Source organism: Halomarina salina (genome assembly GCF_023074835.1).
Lineage (GTDB): Archaea > Halobacteriota > Halobacteria > Halobacteriales > Haloarculaceae > Halomarina > Halomarina salina.
In genome coordinates, this window is the sequence record NZ_JALLGW010000002.1 from 411,154 (window position 1) to 430,541 (window position 19,388).

A 19,388-nucleotide genomic window follows, 5' to 3' on the forward strand; every position below is an offset into this window, starting at 1 on the left:
TTGACCTCTGGAGTCCGGCCGCCGGTCGCGCATCGGAGCGGTGATCGGCCGCTCCGTGGCTGTGGCGCTGGCTCACGAGTTTCCTCCCTGGAGTGCGACGAACAGCGCCTGCACGTCCGAGATGGTCACCGAGCCGTCGCCGTTGACGTCGAAGGCGTCCTCGTTGGCCTGGACGACGCCGTCCTCGAAGTTCTGGAAGAACGCTTGCACGTCGGAGACGGTGAACGAACCGTCGCCGTTGACGTCCTCGTAGACGCCGTCACCGTCGGGGTCGGTCGGCGGCGAGGTGAACTCGCCCACCGGTCCGGGACCGTCGTCGCCCGTGCTGGACGGGTCGTACCGGAGGACGACGTAGTTCGAGGCGAATCCGGGGTCGCCGTCGCCGTCCTCGACGGCCGCGACGAAGTAGTTCAGGCCGCCGTCGGCCGAGGAGTTGGTCAGGTCGACCGCGACGGTCGCCTGGCCGGTCGCGTCGGTCGTGGTCGAGTAGTACTCGACGACGACCGCCTTGTTGGCCTCGTAGTCCTCCACGTCGTACGGCGTCGGGACGTCGCTCAGGTCGAGGACGCCCTCGACGCGCACGAGCGTGACCGGCGCGTTCGCCGGACCGCTGACCGTGACGGTCTGGGCCTGTTCGTTCACCGTCGCGCCGGCGTGGCGCGCGGAGAGTATCGAGTCGTCGAGGGAGACGCCGTCGACGCCGATGGTCGGCGCCGGGGCGACGTCACCGTCGAGGGACGCCTCGGCCCCGCCGGCGCTCCCGTCGCCGACGAGGTCGGCGGTAGTCGCGCCCGCCTCGTTGGCGACCGTGACGGTCGCCCCCGAGAGCTCCAGTCCGGAGACCGGACCGGCGGCCTGCGAGCCGAGCGGCGTGCTGCTGATGCTGGTCGGGTCGTTGTCGACCGAGAACGTCATCGTCTCGCCGGGGTCGAACCCGTCGAGCGTGACGACCAGCGAGTCGTAGCCCGCCGTGTCGTCGACGCCGTTGTGGAAGTCGGCGTACTCGACGTTCGTGACGGTGACCGCACCGCCGTCGAGGCTGAACTCCTTCCCGACGTTGTCGCCGGCGGTGTTGTACGGGTCGAACACCATGTCCGGCAGCATCGTCGGCGCGAGGTCGAGCGTGAGCGTCTCGATGGCCGACTCGCCGGTGTTGGTCACCTGGAACGACCCACCCGTGTACGTGGTCGCGTCGACGCCCGAGTCGGGGGTGACGGCCACCGACGCGTTGGGTGCGACGGGTCCGCCGCCGCTGCCGTCCTCGACGGAGCGTACGACGATGGCGCTGACCTTCGCGTTGTCCGCGCTGGCGCTGAACTCGACGTTCAGTTCGCCGTCGGTCACCTCGACGGTGTACGTCCGCTCGGTCGCGGAGAGCGGACCGACGTCCGCGTAGATGTCGTAGTCCACCAGTTCGACCGCACCGCCCTCGACGTTCGCGCTGAACACGCGGTCGCCGATCTGGTCCGTGTCGCCGTCGTTCGGCGAGACGCCCTGGTAGATCTCGGCGAACTGCAGGGTCACCTCGTAGACGCCGTTCTCGACGGGCACGTCGTAGCTGAACGGGTCGCCGTAGCGCTCGGTGTGGTAGAGCGCGTCGTCGTCCGTGTTCGCGACGTCCGGCGCGCCGGAGACGCTGTACGTGCTCCCGCCGCCGAAGTTCGTGTCCGCCGCGTACTCCGTGCCGTCGGTGGCCGTGTACTGGTTCCCGCCGGCGTTCACCGCGAACACCACCTCACCGTCGGACGGTCCCGACGGAGCGTCCGAGTCGTACTCCAGAATCACCGTCTGGGAGGTGCGACCGGAGTTCTCGCCCGCGACCGCCGCGAGGAAGTAGTCGTAGTCGCCCTCCGAGAGGGAGACCGCGACCGTCGCGCTCCCGTCGGAGCCGAGCGCGACCGTCTGCGTGGAGACGCTCGCGGCCATGTTCGCCTCGTAGTCGTCGACGTCGTAGCCGGCGGCGGGTGCCGGCGTCCCGACGACGTGGAGCAGGGTGACGCTCTCGCCGGCCGGTCCGTCGACGGTGAGCGTCTGGCTCTGGTCGCCGACCGTCGCGGCCGCGTGGGCCGGGAAGTCGGTCCCGCCCAGCGTGACGCCCTGAACGCCGAGCGTGGGCGCTGCGGCGACGTCGCCGTTCGCGGTCGCCTGGGCGCCGCCGGCGCTTCCGTCGGTGAACAGGTCGTTCGTGACGCTCCCGTCGGCCGAGGTGACGGTGACGGTGCTGCCCGCGAGTTCGAGGCCGGAGACCGACCCGGCCCCGCCCGAACTGTCGACGTCCTTGATGCTCGTCGGGTCGATGTCGACCGAGAACGTCAGCGTCTCGCCGGGCTGGAAGTCGTCGAACGCGATGGTCAGCACGTCGTAGCCGTCCTCGCCGTCCACGCCGTTGTGGGGGGCCGAGAACGTGCCGTCGACGAGACCGGTCGCGCTCGCGCCGCCGTCGGGGCTGAACCCCTTGGCGACCGCGTCGCCGGCGGTCCCGTCGGGGTCGAACACGACGTCGGGCACGACGCTCTCCGAGAGGTCGATGGTGACCGACTCGACGTCGGTCTCGCCGTCGTTGGTGATGGCGAACGAGCCGCCGCCGTAGGTGCTCGCCGCGATGCCCTCGCCGTCGTTGGCGGTGACGGTCGCGCTGGTGGCATCGTCGCTGCCCTCGACGGTCAGCGTCGCGCCGTTGGTCGCCGTGACGTCGTAGCCCGACCCCGCGTCGTCGAAGACGAGGAACTCGGCGAGGTCGACGCCGGTCTGCCCGGCGGCGGTCCCCTCGACGGTCACGGTCAGGACCGTGACGCTCGGGCCGTCACCCGCGAGGGAGTTCGACCCGTAGAACGCCGCGAAGGTGGCCGAGCCACCGTCCGAGGCGACGTCCACGTTCGTGCTCGCCGGACTACCGGCGTAGCTCACGTCGGTTATCTGGGCGACCGAGGAGTCGGTGAGCGTCACCTCCCCTTCCGCCGCCCCGACGTCGCCGTCGGTGTTCTCGACGACGACCTCGAACGTGGCCGTCTGGCCGACGTCGACCGTCTGGCTGGTCGCGAGGACGCTGACCTCGGTGCTGGTCGCCGCGAAGGCGACCCCGGCCGCGCCCGCGGAGACGACGAGCATCGCCGCGAAGACGATGGCCGCGAGTGGTCTGAGGGCCGTTCCGGCCCCTCTGTTTCTTGTCATTTTTGTGTTGTGTCTGTGTTGGCTGTCACGCCGACCCGAGTCGGCGAACCGTTCTCCTGCAGGTGGCCGCCGCGAGCGACGGGTGATGGCGGACCTCTGGAGTCCGTCCGTCGCCGCCGACGACCCGCGAGAACTGCGAGAGCGGTGATCGGCCGCTCCCGGTTGCGGTCGCTCAGCTACTGGTCGCCTCCTGGAACAGGGCCTGGACGTCGCCGACGTTGACCGAGCCGTCGCCGTTGACGTCGAACGCGTCGACGTTGTCCTGGACCGTGCTACCCTCGTAGTTCTGGAAGAACGCCTGGACGTCGCCGACGTCGAACGAGCCGTCGCCGTTGACGTCCTCGTAGACGCCGTCGCCGTCGGTGTCGGTCGGCGGCGAGGTGAACTCGCCCACCGGTCCGGGGCCGTCGTCGCCGACGGCCACTATCTCGATGGCGTTGATCTGCGGGTTCTCGGCGAGACCGTGGAGCAGCTCCACGTCGACGCTGTCGTCGGTCGGCGTGACGGTGAACGACTCCATGCCGCCGGTGTTGTCGCCGTAGGCGACGATGGGGTCGAAGTCGGTCAGGACCTGCTGGCCCTCTACCGAGACGTCGAACACCCGGTCGCCGGGGTCGCTCGTCCCGCTGTAGCCGTCGTGGAAGTACAGCCTGGCCTCGTAGGTCGTCCCGGACTGCGCCGAGAAGCTCCAGAGCATCTCGTCGCCGCTGTCGGGGTCGTACCGTTCGGTCCCGAACACCGCGGTCGGCGTATCCGAGGACACCGACGCGTCGACACCGCCGACCGCGTACGGGAGGCCGCCGGGTATCGACCCGCCGGCGACGAGGTACGGCGACGGACTGCCGCTGGTGTCCGCACTCCAGACCGGCCCGTCGTCGGTCGCGGCCAGTTCGGGACCGCCCACGTTCACGCGGTGGACGACCGTGCCGTCGGCGGGTTCGCCGTCGGCGTCCTCGACGGTCACGGTCACCGTGTCGGTGTCCGAGAACTCGCCGTCGGAGACGCTGACCTGGAAGGTGAGCGTCTGGTCGCCGTCGACGTCGGGAGCGGTGAACGACACCGACTCCGAGTCGAAGAAGTCGAGGCCCGCGTCGGGGCCGTCGAGCTGTGACCAGGTGAACCCGAGCGTGTCCGCGTTCGGGTCGCTGGAGCCGGACGCGTCGAGGGTGACCTGCTGGCCCTCCTCGACGGTGACGTCCGCGCCGGCGTCGGCCACCGGCGGCTGGTTGGCGGGCGGCGTGACGTACTCGACGACGAGGTCGGTCCACGTCGCGTCGAACGTCGACCCCGCGTTGTAGGACGTCGCGACGACGCCCACCGCGAGACCGCTGCCGTCGGCGCTGTCGAGCCAGGACGACGGCACCGTCGTCTCGCCGACGTACGTCTTCTCGCCGCCGGGCGGCGTGTAGTACGCCTTCACCGTCTCGTTGCTCGGGAAGACGGTCAGCGAGAGGTCCGTGTTGCTGCTCGGCCCCGTGACGCTCCCGTCGGTGACGTGCTGGTCGTACTCGCCGAACGAGCCGTCGACCTCCTTGGCGAACTGGATACCACCGTCGCCGCCCTCCGCGGAGAGGATGAGCTTCAGGTAGTTGTCCTGGTCGCCGTTCCCGACGTAGATACCGAGCCCCTGGTAGTTCTGGGGGTCGGCCGGGAAGCCGTTGACCGTCGTCGAGACGGTGAACGGCTGGTCGGGGGCGTCGACACCGCGCTGGAACGCGAACTGCTGGGCGTTCTGGTCGTTGACCGCGTCGCCCGAGGGGACGTTCTCGACCGTCAGGACCTGCGCCGCGCCGCCGACCGTCATCTGGTCGGGGTCGTAGAGGTCCAGGTAGTCGTCCTGCCCGTTGGTCATCAGGCCCGTCCAGCCCTGGCCGTTCGGACCGAACAGCTGGGTCTCGGAGAGGTCCATGGTGACCGGCAGGGACGTCGAGGTGCCGTCGTCGGCGTCGAGCGCGAACGGGTCGGCCGTGTCGGGCGTGCCGTCGTCGTCGTCGTCCGCGTCGTTGACGTTCGAGGTGCCGTCACCGTCGAAGTCCGCGGGCGTCGAGGCCGCCGAACACGGGTCGGTGCCCGCGTCGAGTTCGTCGGCGTTGTCGTAGCCGTCCTCGTCCTCGTCGAGGGCCACGTCGTCGGCCGCGGTACACTGGTTGCCACCGCCGCCGCTACCCTCGTAGTCGGTCGGCTCGAACACCGTGATGCCGCCGCGGGCGGTCCAGACGGTCCCCGGGAAGGGGCCGTCGTCGCCCTGCGCGGCGATGCCGAGCGCGCTGAGGTCGCTGAAGAAGTTGCCGCTCTGTTCGGTGACGCCGGTGCCGTCGGCGGTCAGTTCGACGCGGGTGACGGAGCTGGAGCCCACGACGACCAGCAGGTCGCCCTGCATCTGGCCGCCGAAGTTCGAGGCGGTGTACTCCTCGATACCGCCCGTCCAGCCGAACTCGTCGCCGAGGGAGTTGTCCTCGTTCGCGCCCTGGTAGTCGCACTCGATGGGGTTCACCTTCGAGGCGGGAACGGGGCTGTTCGACTCGGTGATGTCGTAGACGAGGTTCCCCGCCGCGTCGTAGATGTCCGCGCCGGTCGGGTTGCCCCGGATGGGAGCGGGGTGACCGCCGTAGCTCCCCTCGCTGGCGAGGTGGAGCTGGTCACCGTCCCCGGAGCCGGGGTCGTTCGGTTCGTTCGTACAGACCCCGCCCGAACCCTCGCCGATGGGCTGGCCGCCCCAGCCACCGTTCGGGCCGTTGTCGATAGTGTAGAGTCGGTCGTCCTCGGTCAGGACCAGGTCGTACGGGTTCCGGTAGCCCGAGGAGTGGACCTGAACGGGACCGTCCTCGACCCACTTCGCCTGGTTGACGCCGTCGTCGCCGCCGAACGGCAGGTCGTCGCCGTCGGTGGCGTCGTCGGTCTGGATGGTCGGAATCGCGTACAGGAACTCGACGTCCGGGTAGGCGCTGTCGTAGTCCTGCAGGTTCTTCGGCTGGTAGTTCTGGTCGATCTGCTGGAGGTCGACCGAGAGCACCGCGGCCGAGAGCGCGTACTCGGACGTGTGGCCGAAGTTGTTGCTGGGCGCACCCTGGTTCGTGTGGCCGCCCTGCGCGACGAACAGCGTCGTGCCGTCGTCGCTGAGGTCCATCCCGTTCGTGGCGTGGTTCTCCTCGGAGCGGGGGAGGCCGAGGACGAGCACCTCGTGGTCGACCCCGTTCAGGCTCCCGTCGCCGTTCCAGTCGAACGTGAGCCGGGAGATGGCCCCCGAGTTCGTGTCCGTGTCGTCGTCGTCCGTCCCGACGTCGATGGTCGGGTCGGACGAGGAGACGTAGACGACGGGCGTCTCGGCGGTGCCGCCGACCGTCAGGCCGGTGACCTGCCGCGTGTTCTCGCCGGAGACGTAGTTCCCGTTGTCGTCGTGGTTCGGGATGTCCTTGATGGCGTCGACGCTCTCCTGAGAGACCACGTCGTACGAGTTCTCGCCGTCGCGGGTCACCTCCAGCGCGTAGACGTCGCCGTCCTGTTGGGCGACGTAGAGGCGACCGTCGGGGCCGAACTCCAGCGCCGTGAGCGACCCCTGGCCGAAGCCCTGGAGGCCGCTCTTCCCGAAGCCGACCTGCGCCGAACTCGCGCCCTCACCCGAGAGGGCGACGGTCAGCGGCGAGTTGCTCCCGGAGTGGCTCACTTCGAGCGTCGCGCTCTTGGCCTGTGCGTCGGCCGGAATGAACGTCACCGGGATGGTCGCGGACTCGCCGGGGGCCAGCGACCCCTGCGAGGGACCGCCGGCCGCGAACTCGTCGGCGTCGGGTCCCGTGACCGAGACGCCCGAGACGTCGATGCTCGGGTCGCCGCTGCCACCGAGGTTGGTGACGGTCACGGTCTTCGCCTCGCTGTCGCCGGTGAGCACCGACCCGAAGTCGACGGCCGAGGGGCCGCCGAGCGTGTCGGGCTCCGGCTCGGCCGGGACGATCTCGATGGCCGAGACCTTCGCGTTGTCCGTGACGGTCGTGAGTCCGACGGCTATCGTCCCGTCGGTCGGCGTCACGGTGAACGACTTCATCACGGCGGTCTCCGCACCGATGTCGGCGTAGATGTCGTAGCCGTCGAGGACCGTCTCGCCCTGGACGCTCACGTCGAAGACGCGGTCGCCGACCTGACCGTCGCCGCCGTCGTCGTTGTCGGCGTGGCCGTCGACGTGGTATATCTCGGCGAAGTAGAGGCGCACCTCGTACGGCGTCCCGCTCTGGATGCCGTCGTCGAACGTCCACTGCTGGTCGCCGTATATCTCGCTGGTGAACAGGTCGGTCGGTGTCCCCGCCGGAACGGAGCTACCGAGAGAGACCGACGCGCTCGCCGAGTAGGTCGTCCCCCCGCTGAGACTCACCCCTGTCGTACTTCCCGGGGGTGTCCAGTCGGTGCCGCCGTCGGTGGCGGCGACGGTCCCGGACCCGGCGTTCACTCGATAGAGCGCCGGCGTCTCCTCCTGAGCGAACACGCCCGCGACGCCGAACGCGAGTCCGGCCGTCGCGGTGGAGAGCACCATGAGGAACGTGAAAGTTACTGCAATCGTCCGTCGTCGCACGTCGTCAGGTGGTTGCATGCGACGAGACGGTTCGAATTTCGGCGGATAGTTATTCTGAACCAACAGGAACTCCCGCCGCCACGATTGACAGATTCGTTACAGTACCCTGTGGATAGTTGACAACCACCAAAACCGGCAACCGTCGGTTCTGCAATCACGGACTAACTGTCGTAAGAGAGAGTCGACTCGCTTTATTACTCTAGTAATGACTATCTAGATATTATGGTCAGTTGATTGTCTATTCCGGGATGCAGACCAGATAGTATTTCGACTCGTTCGCTCTGACGCAACGACACGAGGGGTGGATGTTTCTCATCTCACGTCGAATCGCTAGCCGGGGTCAGGACGTACACCGATTCGCCGTATTATACTCGAATGTCCAGTTCGCGCGCGGGGACTGTCCGATAGTACGCTGTCTGGTCGAGAACCCGAGTCAACGTTCGACACGGTGGCGATTCAGTGCGTCAGACGCGCGGTTATCGCGGTCGGGCGCACGGTTGTCGCCGTCGAGCGCGCTGCGTCCACGATTCCTCGACGCCCTGCACTCGGTCGGAAGCGAAGCGGCCATACTCCTCGCCTCCCGACTGCGAGTATGGCAACTGCCTCCTCCGGGAGCGTCGTCAAGGAGCACCCGCGTGCGGTGACCGCGGCGCTCTCCGTCGTCGGCTACGCGCTCGTCCTCGGCGCGTTCGCCGGGGTTATCCCGCTGTTCCCCGACCTCTCGCGGGACACGGTCGTCCTGTTCTCGGACCTCATCGCCGTCGTCAACACGCTCGCGTTCACCACCCTCCTCGTCGGCTGGCGGTTCATCCGCCGCGGCGACGTCCGCAAGCACCGCGCGGCGATGCTGACCGCGTTCGGGCTCATCTGCCTGTTCCTCGTCCTCTACCTCTGGAAGGTCGGCGGCGGGTTCGAGAAGTCGTTCGTCGTCCAGGACGGGCAGTTCCTCTCGCAGTACGCGGGCATCGTCGAACCGCTCTACCTCGCCATGCTCGCCATCCACATCCTGCTCTCGGTGCTCGCGGTGCCCGTGGTGCTGTACGCCATCGTCCTCGGACTGACCCACACACCCGCCGAACTCCGGGACACCGCCCACGCGCGCGTCGGCCGCATCGCCGTCGTCTCGTGGTCGCTGAGCCTCTTCCTCGGCGTCGTCACCTACGTCATGCTCAACCACGTCTACTCGTGGGTGCCGCGGGGCCACGAGGCGATGCTCCTCCTGCTGGCCGTCCCGGCGTTCGCCGCGAACCGTGGCGACGACGAGTAGCGTCTCGGCACTCGAACTGTCGCCTCCCACGTCAGTGCGTGCGTGACACCAACTCGCACGCCAGTTATCACTCGCTCTCGCTTACCTCCGGTTAGTCCGCCGAGGGCGGTCGATTCTCGTCGAAGCGTCGCGGCGGCCACACCATGAGCGAGGAGACACGCTATCAGGAGCTGTACCGGACGACCATCCCCTCGGTCGTCTCCATCTACATCGCGGGCAACGGGCGCAGACCGGGCGGTGCGGGGTCCGGGTTCGTCCACGAGACGGCCGACGGCGACCCGGTAGTCGTGACGAACCAGCACGTCGTCGGCCGAGAGACGGCGGTCGACGTGCGATTCGCGGACGGGCAGTGGCGGGTCGGCGAGGTGGTCGGCAGCGACGCGTACACCGACCTCGCCGTCGTCCGCGTCCCGGACCTCCCCGACGACGCCGAACCGCTCGCGTTCGCGCCGGAGAACCCCGTTTCGGGGACGCGCGTCGCCGCCCTCGGCAACCCGATGGGTCTGGAAGGGTCGCTGTCGGTCGGCGTCGTCAGCGGCGCGTCGCGGTCGATGGTCACGCGGTCGGGGTTCGTCATCCCCGATACGGTCCAGACGGACGCCCCCATCAACCCCGGTAACTCGGGTGGGCCGCTGGTCGACCTCGACGGACGAGTCGTCGGCGTCAACCGCGCCCGCGGCGGCGACAACATCGGGTTCGCCGTGAGCGCGGAGGTGGCCGCCCGCGTCGTGCCGTCGCTCGTCCGCGACGGTGAGTACCGCCACCCGTACCTCAAGGTGCGGACGCTCGACGTCTCGCCGAGCGTCGCGCAGGCCAACCGCCTCGACCGGCCGCGGGGCGTCCTCGTCGTCGACGTGGACGACGGGCCGGCCCGAGGCGTCCTCCGGGGCAGTCGGGGAACGCGCCGCGTGCGTGGCCACGACGTGCCGGCGGGCGGCGACGTCGTCGTGAGCATCGACGGCGAACCCGTCGACGCCCACGAGGAACTGATGCGCCACCTGCTCATCGAGACCCGCCCCGGCGACGAGGTGACGCTCGAACTGATTCGGAACGGCGAGCGCGTCGAGGAGCGAGTCCGACTGGACGAACGGCCGATGCCGGAGGCCCGTAGCGGGCGGCGTCCCCGACAGCGAGGGCGAGGGCGACGGCCGAGCGGGCAGGACGTCCCGGTTCGCTGAGGGTGTCCGTGGCGTCGGTCGGTGACGAGCAGTAACACAGAGTTCTCTGGGCCGTCTCCGGGAACGCGAGCTAGTCCGTTCGCGGGAGCGCGAACGCGCCGACGGCGAAGAAGGCGACGGCGAGCACCGTCAGCACGACGAGGTTCAACAGCCACGGGGCGACGGCGGGACCGTGCTGGACGAGGATGCCGCCGTCGGCGTACGCCGCCATCTGCGGCGTCGTGACCTCGCGAACCCCCCGCGAGAAGTACGTCAGCGGCGAGAGGTCGAGGACGGGGACGAACCAGTCTGGCAGTTGCTCGGGCGTCACGAACGTCTCCGAGAGGAACAGCAGCGGGATGGCGATGCCGTTGGCCGCCGCGATGACCCCGTCCTGCGACCCCGCGACGCTGCCGAGGATGGCCCCCACGCCGCAGAACAGCGTGACCGCGAGCGCCACGAACGGGACGAGCGCCAGCAGTTCCGGCCCGACGGCCACTTGCGCGCCCGAGACGAACACGACCAGCGCGAAGATGACGAGCGCCGCCGCGCCGATGATGGCCACGTTGACGGCCGTCTGGGCGAGCAGCCACTCCCAGCGACGCAGCGGCGTCGTCGCCAGCTTCTCGAAGCGGTTGTCGTCGCGGTGACGGGCCACCTCGCTGCCCACGCGAGAGAGCGGCGTGAACAGCACCACGACGCCGATGTAGGCCGGCAGGTAGTAGACGGGCGGTTCGGAGAACAGCCCGCCGCCGGTCGGGTTCGTCTGGACGAGCGCCCCGAAGATGAGGATGATGATGACCGGGAAGAAGAACGTGAAGAAGACGGCCGTCCGACGGCGGAGGAACCCCAGCGCGGCCGCCGTCGTCTCGGCGCGGACGCGACTGACGAACGTCACGCCGCGGCCTCCTCGCGTTCGACCGCTTCACCCGTCTCCGTCACGCCCGTCCCGGTGAGCGCGAGGTAGACCGATTCGAGGTCCGGACGCTCCCAGCGCAGGGCGTGGTACGACACGTCGGCCGCTCCGAGGGCGTCGACGATGGGCGCGATGTCCTCGGGCATCGCGTCCCGGACGACGATACCCCGACCCGTCGTGGCGACGCGGTAGCCCGCTCCCTCGACGGCGCTCGCGGCCGCGTCGGCGACCGCCCCCTCGGTGTCGACGGTCAGCCGCGACTGGCCGCCGTACGCTTCGACGAGTTCGCGGGGCGTCCCCTCGGCGACGAGGTCGCCGTCGGCGAGCAGGCCGACCCGGTCGGCGAGGCGTTCGGCCTCGGCCATCGAGTGGGTCGTCAGGAGCACCGTCGTCCCGCCCGCGACGAGCGAGTCGAGCAGGTCCCAGAGCGACCGGCGACCCGCCGGGTCGATGGCCGTCGTCGGTTCGTCGAGGACCAGCAGGTCCGGGTCGTTGACCAGCGCGACGGCGACGCAGGTGCGACGCTGCTGGCCCCCCGAGAGCTTCTCGTACCACGTGTCGGCGTGCTCGGCCATCCCGACGTCGGCGAGCACCTCGTCGGTCGGCCGGGCGTGGTCGTAGAGGCCGCCGTAGTAGTCGACCAGTTCGCGGGCGGTGAGTCGCTCCGGCGGCGAGAACGACTGCGGGAGCAGGCCGAGGCGCTCGGCGTCGGCCGTCTGCGGGTCGGTCCCGAACAGTTCGACGCGCCCCTCGTAGTCGGTGGTGCCCGTCAGCGCGCGGATGAGCGTCGTCTTCCCCGCGCCGTTCGGCCCGATGAGCGCGTACACCTCGCCGTCGTCGATGGAGAGCGAGACGCCGTCGAGCGCGACGGTGTCGCCGTACTCCCTGCGGACGTCCTCGGCGACGATGACCATGTGGCCGGTCCGGCCGTCCAGCGCCTAAGAGTTCCGGGTTGGACAGGTGTCAGCCGTCGTGTGCGAGACGGCTCGTCACTCCTCGCGGTTCACGTCGAGCGCGACGTCCTCGCGCCGACGTTCGAGTTCGCGGATCTGTCGGAGGTAGTACAGCGCGCCGGCGATGCCCGCGACGGTGAGGATGCCCGCCAGCGCCCCGAAGATGAGCAGGTCCCGGTCGAGGTAGTAGCGCACCGAGACGTCGCGGGAGACGGAGTCCCAGTAGATGTGGATGCGCCCGTCCTCGTCGGTCGTCCTCGTGGGACTCGGGTCGACGCTGGAGAGCAGTGGCACCGCCACGTCCGTCTTCGGCGGCAGCGCCGCCTCGTAGGAGACGCCCTCGATGAACGCCGGGACGCCGAACGACTTGCCGCTCTTCGGCGCGGTGAACGCGAGCGTGCCGTTCGCCTCGGGGACGGTGATGCGCAACTGCTCGCGCCCCTGGTCGACCGTGAAGTTGGCGTGCTGGTCGGTGCTGACGACGGTACCGTTGTCGAAGCGATACCGGAGGCCGCTGATGTCGAGCGGCCGTTCGAGGCCGAACGCGTTGCGGCCGAACACCTGTAACGTCGTGCGGTTCTCGCCCAGGTCGTAGACGGCGCGGTAGTCGTTCGACCGCACGTCGATGTAGACCTGGGCGTCCTGCTGCCAGACGTCGTCGTAGGTGGCGTTCTCGTTCAACTGGTCGTCGCTCACCTCGCCGGGGCCGAAGAGGCTGGTACAGCCCGCGCTCACCGTCAACAGGACGAGCAGACAGAGCGCGAGCGCACGCCTCATGGGACCACGCAGAGCAGTTCGGCTGGGAGGTACTCCCCGACGCTGGCGAGCAGTCCGGGCGGGTCCGTCCCCTCCGTGCAGACGACCGACTGTTCGAGCAACCCGAGACGCTCGACGGTGACGACGTCCCGTGCGTGACCGGCGCGGTTCATCGTCGCCCGCACCTCCGCGCGGGTCGCGCTGTTGACGTTGAGCCGACCGGTGTCGGCGCGGGTCCAGTCGTACAGTCGGTCCCGCTCGCTGTCGGCGAGTCGCGGCGCGTCGTCGTCGTAGACGAACCGGAGCGGGACGTGCTGGACGAGGCCGAACCGTTTGCGAATCTGGGCGGGCGACCCCTGCCCGAGGCCGAGTTCGCTCGCGGGGATACGGACGCGTTCGCCCGCGTCGAGTACGAACCCCTCGTCGTCCCACGACTCCAGGGTGCCGACGTACTCCTCGCCGGCCTCGAAGGTCGGCGTGATGGCACCCCACTCCTCGCGGAGCAGGTTCCGGGCGACCACCTCGTCGTCACCCTCGACGGTCACCGAGGGGAAGCCGTCCTCCCGGACGCCGAGCGTCCACTCGACGTCCAGGTCCGCCAGGTCGTTGGCGACGAGCGAGCGCAGCGAGTCGACCGCACGCTCGCGCGCGTCGCCTTCGACGTAGAGTTTCGTCGCGAGGACGACCATCTACGCCTGGGCCTCGTCGGCCGACTCGACGTTGAGTTCCTCGCGGAGCGCCGCGATGCGCTCGTCCATCGCCCGGATCAACTGGTCGTTGCTCATCGACTCCAGGTCGGCACCGCAGGAGGGACACTCGAAGGTGAACTCCATCGCCTCACCGAACTCGAAGCGGATGGACTCCTCCGGACAGAGGTAGAACTCGTTGTCCGCCTCGTAGTCCTTGCGGGTCTCCAGCGCCTCCAGGAGGTGGTACATCTCCTCTTCGAGAATCTCGGGGACCTGGTCGTACTCGAACGTCCAGAGGTACGTCAGCCACCCGGAGTCCTCGTCGCGGACGCGGCGGTACGACGCGAGGTCGTTCTCGTAGAGGATGAACAGCGCGCGCCGGACGTCGTTGAGTTCCAGTCCGAGGTCCTCGGCGAGTTCCTCGTCTGTCACCTCGCCGTCGGGAGGGGCGGCGGCGACGGGCATCCCCGTCGGTCCAACCAGCTCGTGTAGATACTTCTGGATGACGGGGTCGTTCAGTAGCTCCTCGAAAGCCATTACGGAGTTGTGCGCTAGACTCGTGCCTAAAGGTTGCGCTCTCGCGGCAGAACCCGCCCGGAACAGCGCGTAGCGTCACACCCGGACGGAGTCACTCACCACCCGTCGACGACCCGGCTCGACACCCGTGACGACCAGCCGACGGTTTAGGGTCGTCCATCGTCAACACCTTGCATGGACGACCCGACACCGCCCGACGACCTCCCCGAAGCGGTCGCCAGCACGCTCCAGAGCCTCGACGGGCACGACCTGCGCGGGGCCGTGGTCTACGCCCAGGAACTGCTCCGTGCCCGCCACGAGCCGCTCCCGACCGTCGAGCCGCGGACGGACGAGGAGGTCGTCCGCGTCGAGGAGCGCGACGGCTACCTCGTGGTCCACAAGCGCCAGCGTGACGCGGCCGGCGACTTCGGCGACGTGTACGTCTACCACGTCTCGACGGAACGCCACCCCGACGGCAGCGTCCACCACCACTGGTCGCTCATCGGGCGCGAGGAGTAGCGAGGCCGACTACCGGAGGCCTCGGGAGTCGAACGGTGAGCGCCAGCGAGCGGTGAAAGGGGGATTTCGGAGTTCCCCCGAGCGCTACGGGAGCACGGAAGACGAACCGCGCGGACCGAAGGTCCCGCCGGAATCCGGCGACGCTGTCGTTCACGAGACGAAGCGAATCTTCAGGAGTGAGGGAGTGAACCGACGACCGTCAGGTTTGTAGTCGGTGGCCGACTCCCCAAAGACGTTGAACAACGGCTTCGAGTCGACCCCGTCGTTCGTCGCGTGACGCTCGTGGCGAGTGGGTTCGGCTGGCTCGCCGACTGTGGGCGTTCCGATTCCCGACCGTGAGCGCGGTCGGTGACGGTTCACGTCGGAGCGTCGCGCTGTTCGGTACACGGTTCGCACGCGCCGCGTAGCGTCGCGTCGACCGATGTCCTCGGTGGTTCTCGACGGTCGCGGAGCGTGCTGGCTGTCTCGTTTCCGACCGACCTGAGCCACCGACCCATCGTCGATGCACGAACCACGTCCGACACGACCCGCGGACGACACCCGTCGTCCACAGAACAGCGACAGCTCCACCGACCACGATACCCCCGACCACGAACACCTCGGCCGCGACCACGCAGGAGGGGGCCGATGAACCGCGCGCCCTACAGCCTCGCACTGAAGTCGCGCGTCGCCGACGGTCCGGCGACCTATCGGTTCCAGACGGCCGACGGCGTCCCGTCGAAGGAGTCCTTCCGACCCACCGAACTCCTCCTGCTCGACCACCTCTGGGGGACGGACCCAGGCGTCGTCCTCTGTCCCGAGGCGAACTACGGGGTCGTCGGCACCGTCCTGTCCGGGCGGGCCGACGCCGTCCACCTCACCGAGACGAGCGCCCGCGCCGCTCGCCTCTCCGAGACGAACCTGCGACGGAACGACGCGGAGGCGACGGTCGAGGTTCGCGCCGACCTCGCAGGCCTCGACCGTCGGTTCGACGCCGTCGCACACGCGCCGATGCCGTCCACACCGATACCGGTCGCGAAGCAGCGACTCCGCGACGCCCTGTCGAGACTCCACCCCCACGGCGTCTACTATCTGTCGGCGACGGACCAGTCCGGCCTGCCGAGGTACGCCGACTGCCTCAGGGACCTCGGAGCACGCGTCGAACGCGTTCGAACGGACGGCGCGTGTGCACTGCTCCGCGCGGAGCGCCCCGACACCGTCCCGCCGCGGTCCTACGTGACTCCCCGACGACTCCGCCCGGCCGTGAGCGGGGTCGAACTCCCGCTGGTGTCGGTGCCCGGCACGTTCTCCGTGGGGTCGCTCGACGACGGAACTCGACTGCTCGTCGAGGCGGCGAGCGTCGAGGACGGGGACCGGGTGCTCGACCTCTGCTGTGGGTACGGGGCGATCGGTCTCTACGCTGGGCGGACCGCGGACTGCGACCTCTGGCTCACCGACGACGACCGGGTCGCGACGACCTGTGCCGCCGGTAACCTCCGTGCAGCGGGGGTCGACGGCACCGTCGTCACCGCCGACTGTCTCGACGGTGTCGCCGACCGGGCGTTCGACCGTGTCCTCTGTAACCCGCCGACGCACGCCGGCGACGGCGTTCTCGCAGAGTTGTTCGCCGACGCACACGACGTACTCGCGCCAGAAGGTCTACTGAGCGTCGTCCACCACCGCGCACTCGACCTCCACGAGCACCTGCGCCACTACAGTTCGGTCGAGAAGCGCCGCACGAGAGCCGAGCACGTCGTTCTGGAGGCGAGACTGTAGCGCAGCGGCGTACTCGTCGGTGAGGACGGTCGCCGCACACCGACGAATCGGTATAGCAGATGGCAGTGTATCACGAGGACGAGAGACCGCTGCTCGAAGCCACAGAACCACCGGTAGAAAGCGTTACTCCTCCGAATCGGCCGGGACGACCTTCTTCCCGGTCGCCATCGGGACGACGTGCCGGTCGGCACCCTCCCAGGAGCGGTCGAGCTCCCGCCCCTCGAACAGTCTGTCGAGGAGGACGGCGAGCCCCGCTACCTCCGAGTGCGGCTGGTTCGTCACGCCCACGTTCCAGTCGGCGGCCTCGTAGACGTCGAACGACACCTTCTCCGCGCCGACGACCACCAGCAGCGGTTCGTTCGCGTGCGCGTCTCGGAGTTCTCCCGCTACCTCCTGGACGGGAAGCCCGTACATCGTCAGGTGGACGACGCGGCCGGGGAACTCCCGGACGACGCGCTTCGGTTCGTCGGTCTGTTCGACGGCGAACGGCCCGCCGAAGCGGTCGGTGATGTCCTCGATGGTCGCTCGCGACTGGGTGGCGTCGCCCGCCAGCACCACGCGGTCGGCTCCCAGCGCCCGGGCGGTGAGACCGACGTGGGTCGTCATCCGGTTGTCTCGCCCCGGCCGGTGGCCCAGTCGGAGCACCGCGACCTCGTGTTCGTCCATGACGAACCTTCGCGCCGCGCAGTGAAGGGGTTTCGAATCGGCGGCCACTGCGCTCCAGCGGCGAGACGCCGGGCACTGACTGGTCGAGACGAGAGAGGAGTGCCACCCGTCGAACCGTGACCTACCAGCGACGTGGAGGAAGGGGGAGTGTGATCTGGTGGAACCCAGCTCCGTCGGCGCGGCCGCTCACTCGACCGAGAACGTCGTCTCGGCCGTGCAGTCGCCCTCCGGTCGCAACTCGGCGCGGGCGGTGTACTCACCCGGCTCCGGTGGCTCCCACTCGAACCCGTAGCGGAGCGTCTCGCCGGGTTCGACCGTCTCGTGTTCGATGGCCTGCGTGAACATCTGACCGACGGACCACCGCCACACCTCGTCGTCGCCGTCGTAGACAGCGCAGTCCGCGTGGCCACCGTTGCGGAACGTCACCTCTTCCGGGTCCTCACCTGTGTTCTCGACCTCGAAGACGAATCGGACCGTGCCGTCCGTCTCGACCGCCAACTCGCCTGTGAGCATGGGCGGTCGTTGGGTGCGGAGGGGGATAGCGTTACGGCCGGTGAATCGTATGTCGCGATAGCAAATCAGTGGTCGTGCGTCAGAAGACTCGGGGACAAGACGCTCGAGAACGGCCACTCTCGGGGAAACTCCGAGGTTGACCGTCGACGAGCGACTCTCCAGTTCCAGCACCGGAGGCGGAGAAGGCAGACTCGATACCCGATGCCGAGTGAGCGCCGACCGTCGTCGGAATGCGACCGACGAACCGGTGTCAGTCGGAAGCCGAGAGAATGCCGACGTTCTAGCACTCGTATCGGAATGCATTTACATCCAACCAATTAAATACGGAAAAATTTTAGTATCTTTTTCGAGTTCGCTCTGGCGACACTCTCCGAACAATGTTTACAGTTCTTCAATTGACGGAGCTGTCGTACAGTCCGCTGATCACGTTCGTGGTCGGGTTGCTCGCAGTCATCGCGCTGCTCGTGTGGCTCGACCTCCCGGCGTTCATAGGGCTCATCATCGCGGCGTTCTTCGTCGGCGTCGTCAACTCGGTGTTCCTGCCGGAGTTCACGACGGCCGACGCGGCGACCCAGGTCGCCACGGCGTTCGGGAACGGGATGGCGGGAATCGGTATCCCGATCCTCATGGCGGCCGTCATCGGCAAGTCGATGCTCGAGAGCGGGTCCGCCCAGCGGATCGTCAGGGGGTTCCAGAGCCTCCTGGGCAGGGACAACTCCGACATCGCGCTGCTGAGCAGTAGCACCGTGCTGGCGGTGCCGGTGTTCTTCGACAGCGTGTTCTACCTGATGGCGCCGCTGGCGCGCTCGACGCGGGCGCGACTCGGCCGGGACTACACGCTGTTCATCGTCGTCGTCGGGGCGGGTGCTGCGGCCGCGCACGTCTTCGTCCCGCCGACGCCGGGGCCGCTCGCCGTCGCCGACGAGATCGGCAGCAACCTCGGTATCACTATCCTGATCGGACTCATCGTGGCGATTCCGGCCGCGCTCGTCTCCGGTCTCCTCTACGGTCGGTGGATCAACGCCCGACTCGACATCCCGCTCCGGGACACGATGTCGACGACGACGGAGGAACTGGAGTCGGTCGCCCAGAAACCGACGAGCGCGCTGCCGGGCATGGGCGAGTCGCTGCTGCCCATCCTCCTCGCGGTCGTCCTCATCGCGTCGTCGACGTTCGTCAACACGTTCGTCGACGCTCCGTCGGCGCTCGGATTCATCGCCGACATCCTCGGGGAAGCGACCGTCGAGCAGATACTGACGACCGCCCAACCGTACACCGACTTCGTCGGCGACAAGAACGTGGCGCTGACCATCGCGGCGCTCGCGGCCGCGTACACGTTCTACCGGTACACCGGGCTGACCAGTAGCGAGTGGAACGACGAGTTGACCGAGGCGCTGAAGAGCGGTGGCAACATCGCCGCCATCACCGCGGCCGGTGGTGCGTTCGGTGCGCTGCTCGCGGCGTCGGGCATCGGCGACTATATCGCCGGCGGGTTACAGGAGCTCGGTATCCCGCTCATCGTCACGGCGTGGCTCATCGCCGCCATCGTCCGCATCGCCCAGGGGTCGGCGACCGCCGCGATGCTGACCGCCGCGGGCATCATGGCCCCGCTGACGGGTCAGCTCGCTGTCCACCCGGCGTACCTCGTGATGGCCATCGGAGCGGGCGGGAACATCTGCTCGTGGTACAACGACTCCGGGTTCTGGCTCGTGAAGGAGATCGGCGGGCTGACCCTGGGAGAGACGCTGAAGACCTGGACCGCGCTCACGACGCTCATCTCCGTGGCGGGGCTCCTCACGGTGCTGGCCGTCTCGACGGTCATGCCACTCGCGTGAGGGTACGCGCGACCGCTCGGTGAGCGAACCGCGCCGACGCCCGCAGAACCGCTCGGCGTACCGAGCGTTCGACGTCGTTCGTCACCCACCGACTCGCCGAGGGCGAAGGGACGT

At 68.8% G+C, this 19,388-nt stretch carries 14 protein-coding genes; 5 read left to right on the forward strand and 9 right to left on the reverse strand.

The annotated features are described in order from the left end of the window. Positions 1-72: 72 nt before the first annotated feature. Entirely contained in the window at positions 73-3,171 is a 3,099-nt protein-coding gene (locus MX571_RS17955; RefSeq protein ID WP_247419373.1) for a malectin domain-containing carbohydrate-binding protein, read from the reverse strand. A gap of 172 nt (positions 3,172-3,343) precedes the next feature. Next, the gene (locus MX571_RS17960; protein WP_247419375.1) at positions 3,344-7,750 is read right to left on the reverse strand and encodes a malectin domain-containing carbohydrate-binding protein; all 4,407 of its coding nucleotides are present in this window, start codon (positions 7,748-7,750) and stop codon (positions 3,344-3,346) included. 574 nt (positions 7,751-8,324) lie between these two features. Here MX571_RS17960 and MX571_RS17965 point away from each other — a divergent pair. Beyond that, complete coding sequence (locus tag MX571_RS17965; RefSeq protein ID WP_247419377.1) at positions 8,325-8,999, forward strand: DUF420 domain-containing protein; 675 nt, start codon at positions 8,325-8,327, stop codon at positions 8,997-8,999. 143 nt (positions 9,000-9,142) lie between these two features. Beyond that, complete coding sequence (locus MX571_RS17970) at positions 9,143-10,177, forward strand: S1C family serine protease (protein ID WP_247419379.1); 1,035 nt, start codon at positions 9,143-9,145, stop codon at positions 10,175-10,177. Between the two features lie 70 nt (positions 10,178-10,247). On the opposite strand, the gene MX571_RS17975 is transcribed toward MX571_RS17970, so the two are convergent. The 5 genes from MX571_RS17975 to MX571_RS17995 all read right to left on the reverse strand — a co-directional run bounded on the left by MX571_RS17975 (position 10,248) and on the right by MX571_RS17995 (position 14,007). Beyond that, the gene (locus MX571_RS17975; RefSeq protein ID WP_247419381.1) at positions 10,248-11,054 is read right to left on the reverse strand and encodes an ABC transporter permease; all 807 of its coding nucleotides are present in this window, start codon (positions 11,052-11,054) and stop codon (positions 10,248-10,250) included. Then, a complete protein-coding gene (locus MX571_RS17980) occupies positions 11,051-11,986 on the reverse strand; it encodes an ABC transporter ATP-binding protein (RefSeq protein ID WP_247419383.1) in 936 nt (311 codons plus the stop codon). Before MX571_RS17980 ends, MX571_RS17975 begins: the two co-directional genes overlap by 4 nt. A gap of 75 nt (positions 11,987-12,061) precedes the next feature. Then, positions 12,062-12,802 (reverse strand): DUF5803 family protein, encoded by a 741-nt coding sequence (locus MX571_RS17985; protein ID WP_247419385.1) that lies wholly within the window; start codon positions 12,800-12,802, stop codon positions 12,062-12,064. Continuing rightward, positions 12,799-13,470, reverse strand: coding sequence for a DUF2110 family protein (locus MX571_RS17990; protein WP_247419387.1), 672 nt, complete (start codon positions 13,468-13,470; stop codon positions 12,799-12,801). Before MX571_RS17990 ends, MX571_RS17985 begins: the two co-directional genes overlap by 4 nt. Continuing rightward, complete coding sequence (locus MX571_RS17995; protein WP_247419390.1) at positions 13,471-14,007, reverse strand: transcription factor; 537 nt, start codon at positions 14,005-14,007, stop codon at positions 13,471-13,473. A gap of 174 nt (positions 14,008-14,181) precedes the next feature. Between MX571_RS17995 and MX571_RS18000 the strand changes: the two genes are divergently transcribed. Both MX571_RS18000 and MX571_RS18005 read left to right on the forward strand, forming a co-directional pair. Beyond that, the gene (locus MX571_RS18000) at positions 14,182-14,505 is read left to right on the forward strand and encodes a hypothetical protein (protein ID WP_247419393.1); all 324 of its coding nucleotides are present in this window, start codon (positions 14,182-14,184) and stop codon (positions 14,503-14,505) included. Positions 14,506-15,132: 627 nt separating this feature from the next. Continuing rightward, positions 15,133-16,260, forward strand: coding sequence for a methyltransferase (locus MX571_RS18005; protein WP_247419394.1), 1,128 nt, complete (start codon positions 15,133-15,135; stop codon positions 16,258-16,260). A gap of 123 nt (positions 16,261-16,383) precedes the next feature. On the opposite strand, the gene MX571_RS18010 is transcribed toward MX571_RS18005, so the two are convergent. Further along, the gene (locus MX571_RS18010; protein ID WP_247419396.1) at positions 16,384-16,926 is read right to left on the reverse strand and encodes a tRNA (cytidine(56)-2'-O)-methyltransferase; all 543 of its coding nucleotides are present in this window, start codon (positions 16,924-16,926) and stop codon (positions 16,384-16,386) included. Between the two features lie 186 nt (positions 16,927-17,112). Next, on the reverse strand, positions 17,113-17,439 hold the full coding sequence (locus MX571_RS18015; RefSeq protein ID WP_247419398.1) for a BsuPI-related putative proteinase inhibitor: 327 nt from the start codon (positions 17,437-17,439) through the stop codon (positions 17,113-17,115). Positions 17,440-17,816: 377 nt separating this feature from the next. Between MX571_RS18015 and MX571_RS18020 the strand changes: the two genes are divergently transcribed. After that, complete coding sequence (locus MX571_RS18020) at positions 17,817-19,274, forward strand: GntP family permease (protein WP_247419403.1); 1,458 nt, start codon at positions 17,817-17,819, stop codon at positions 19,272-19,274. Positions 19,275-19,388: the final 114 nt, after the last annotated feature.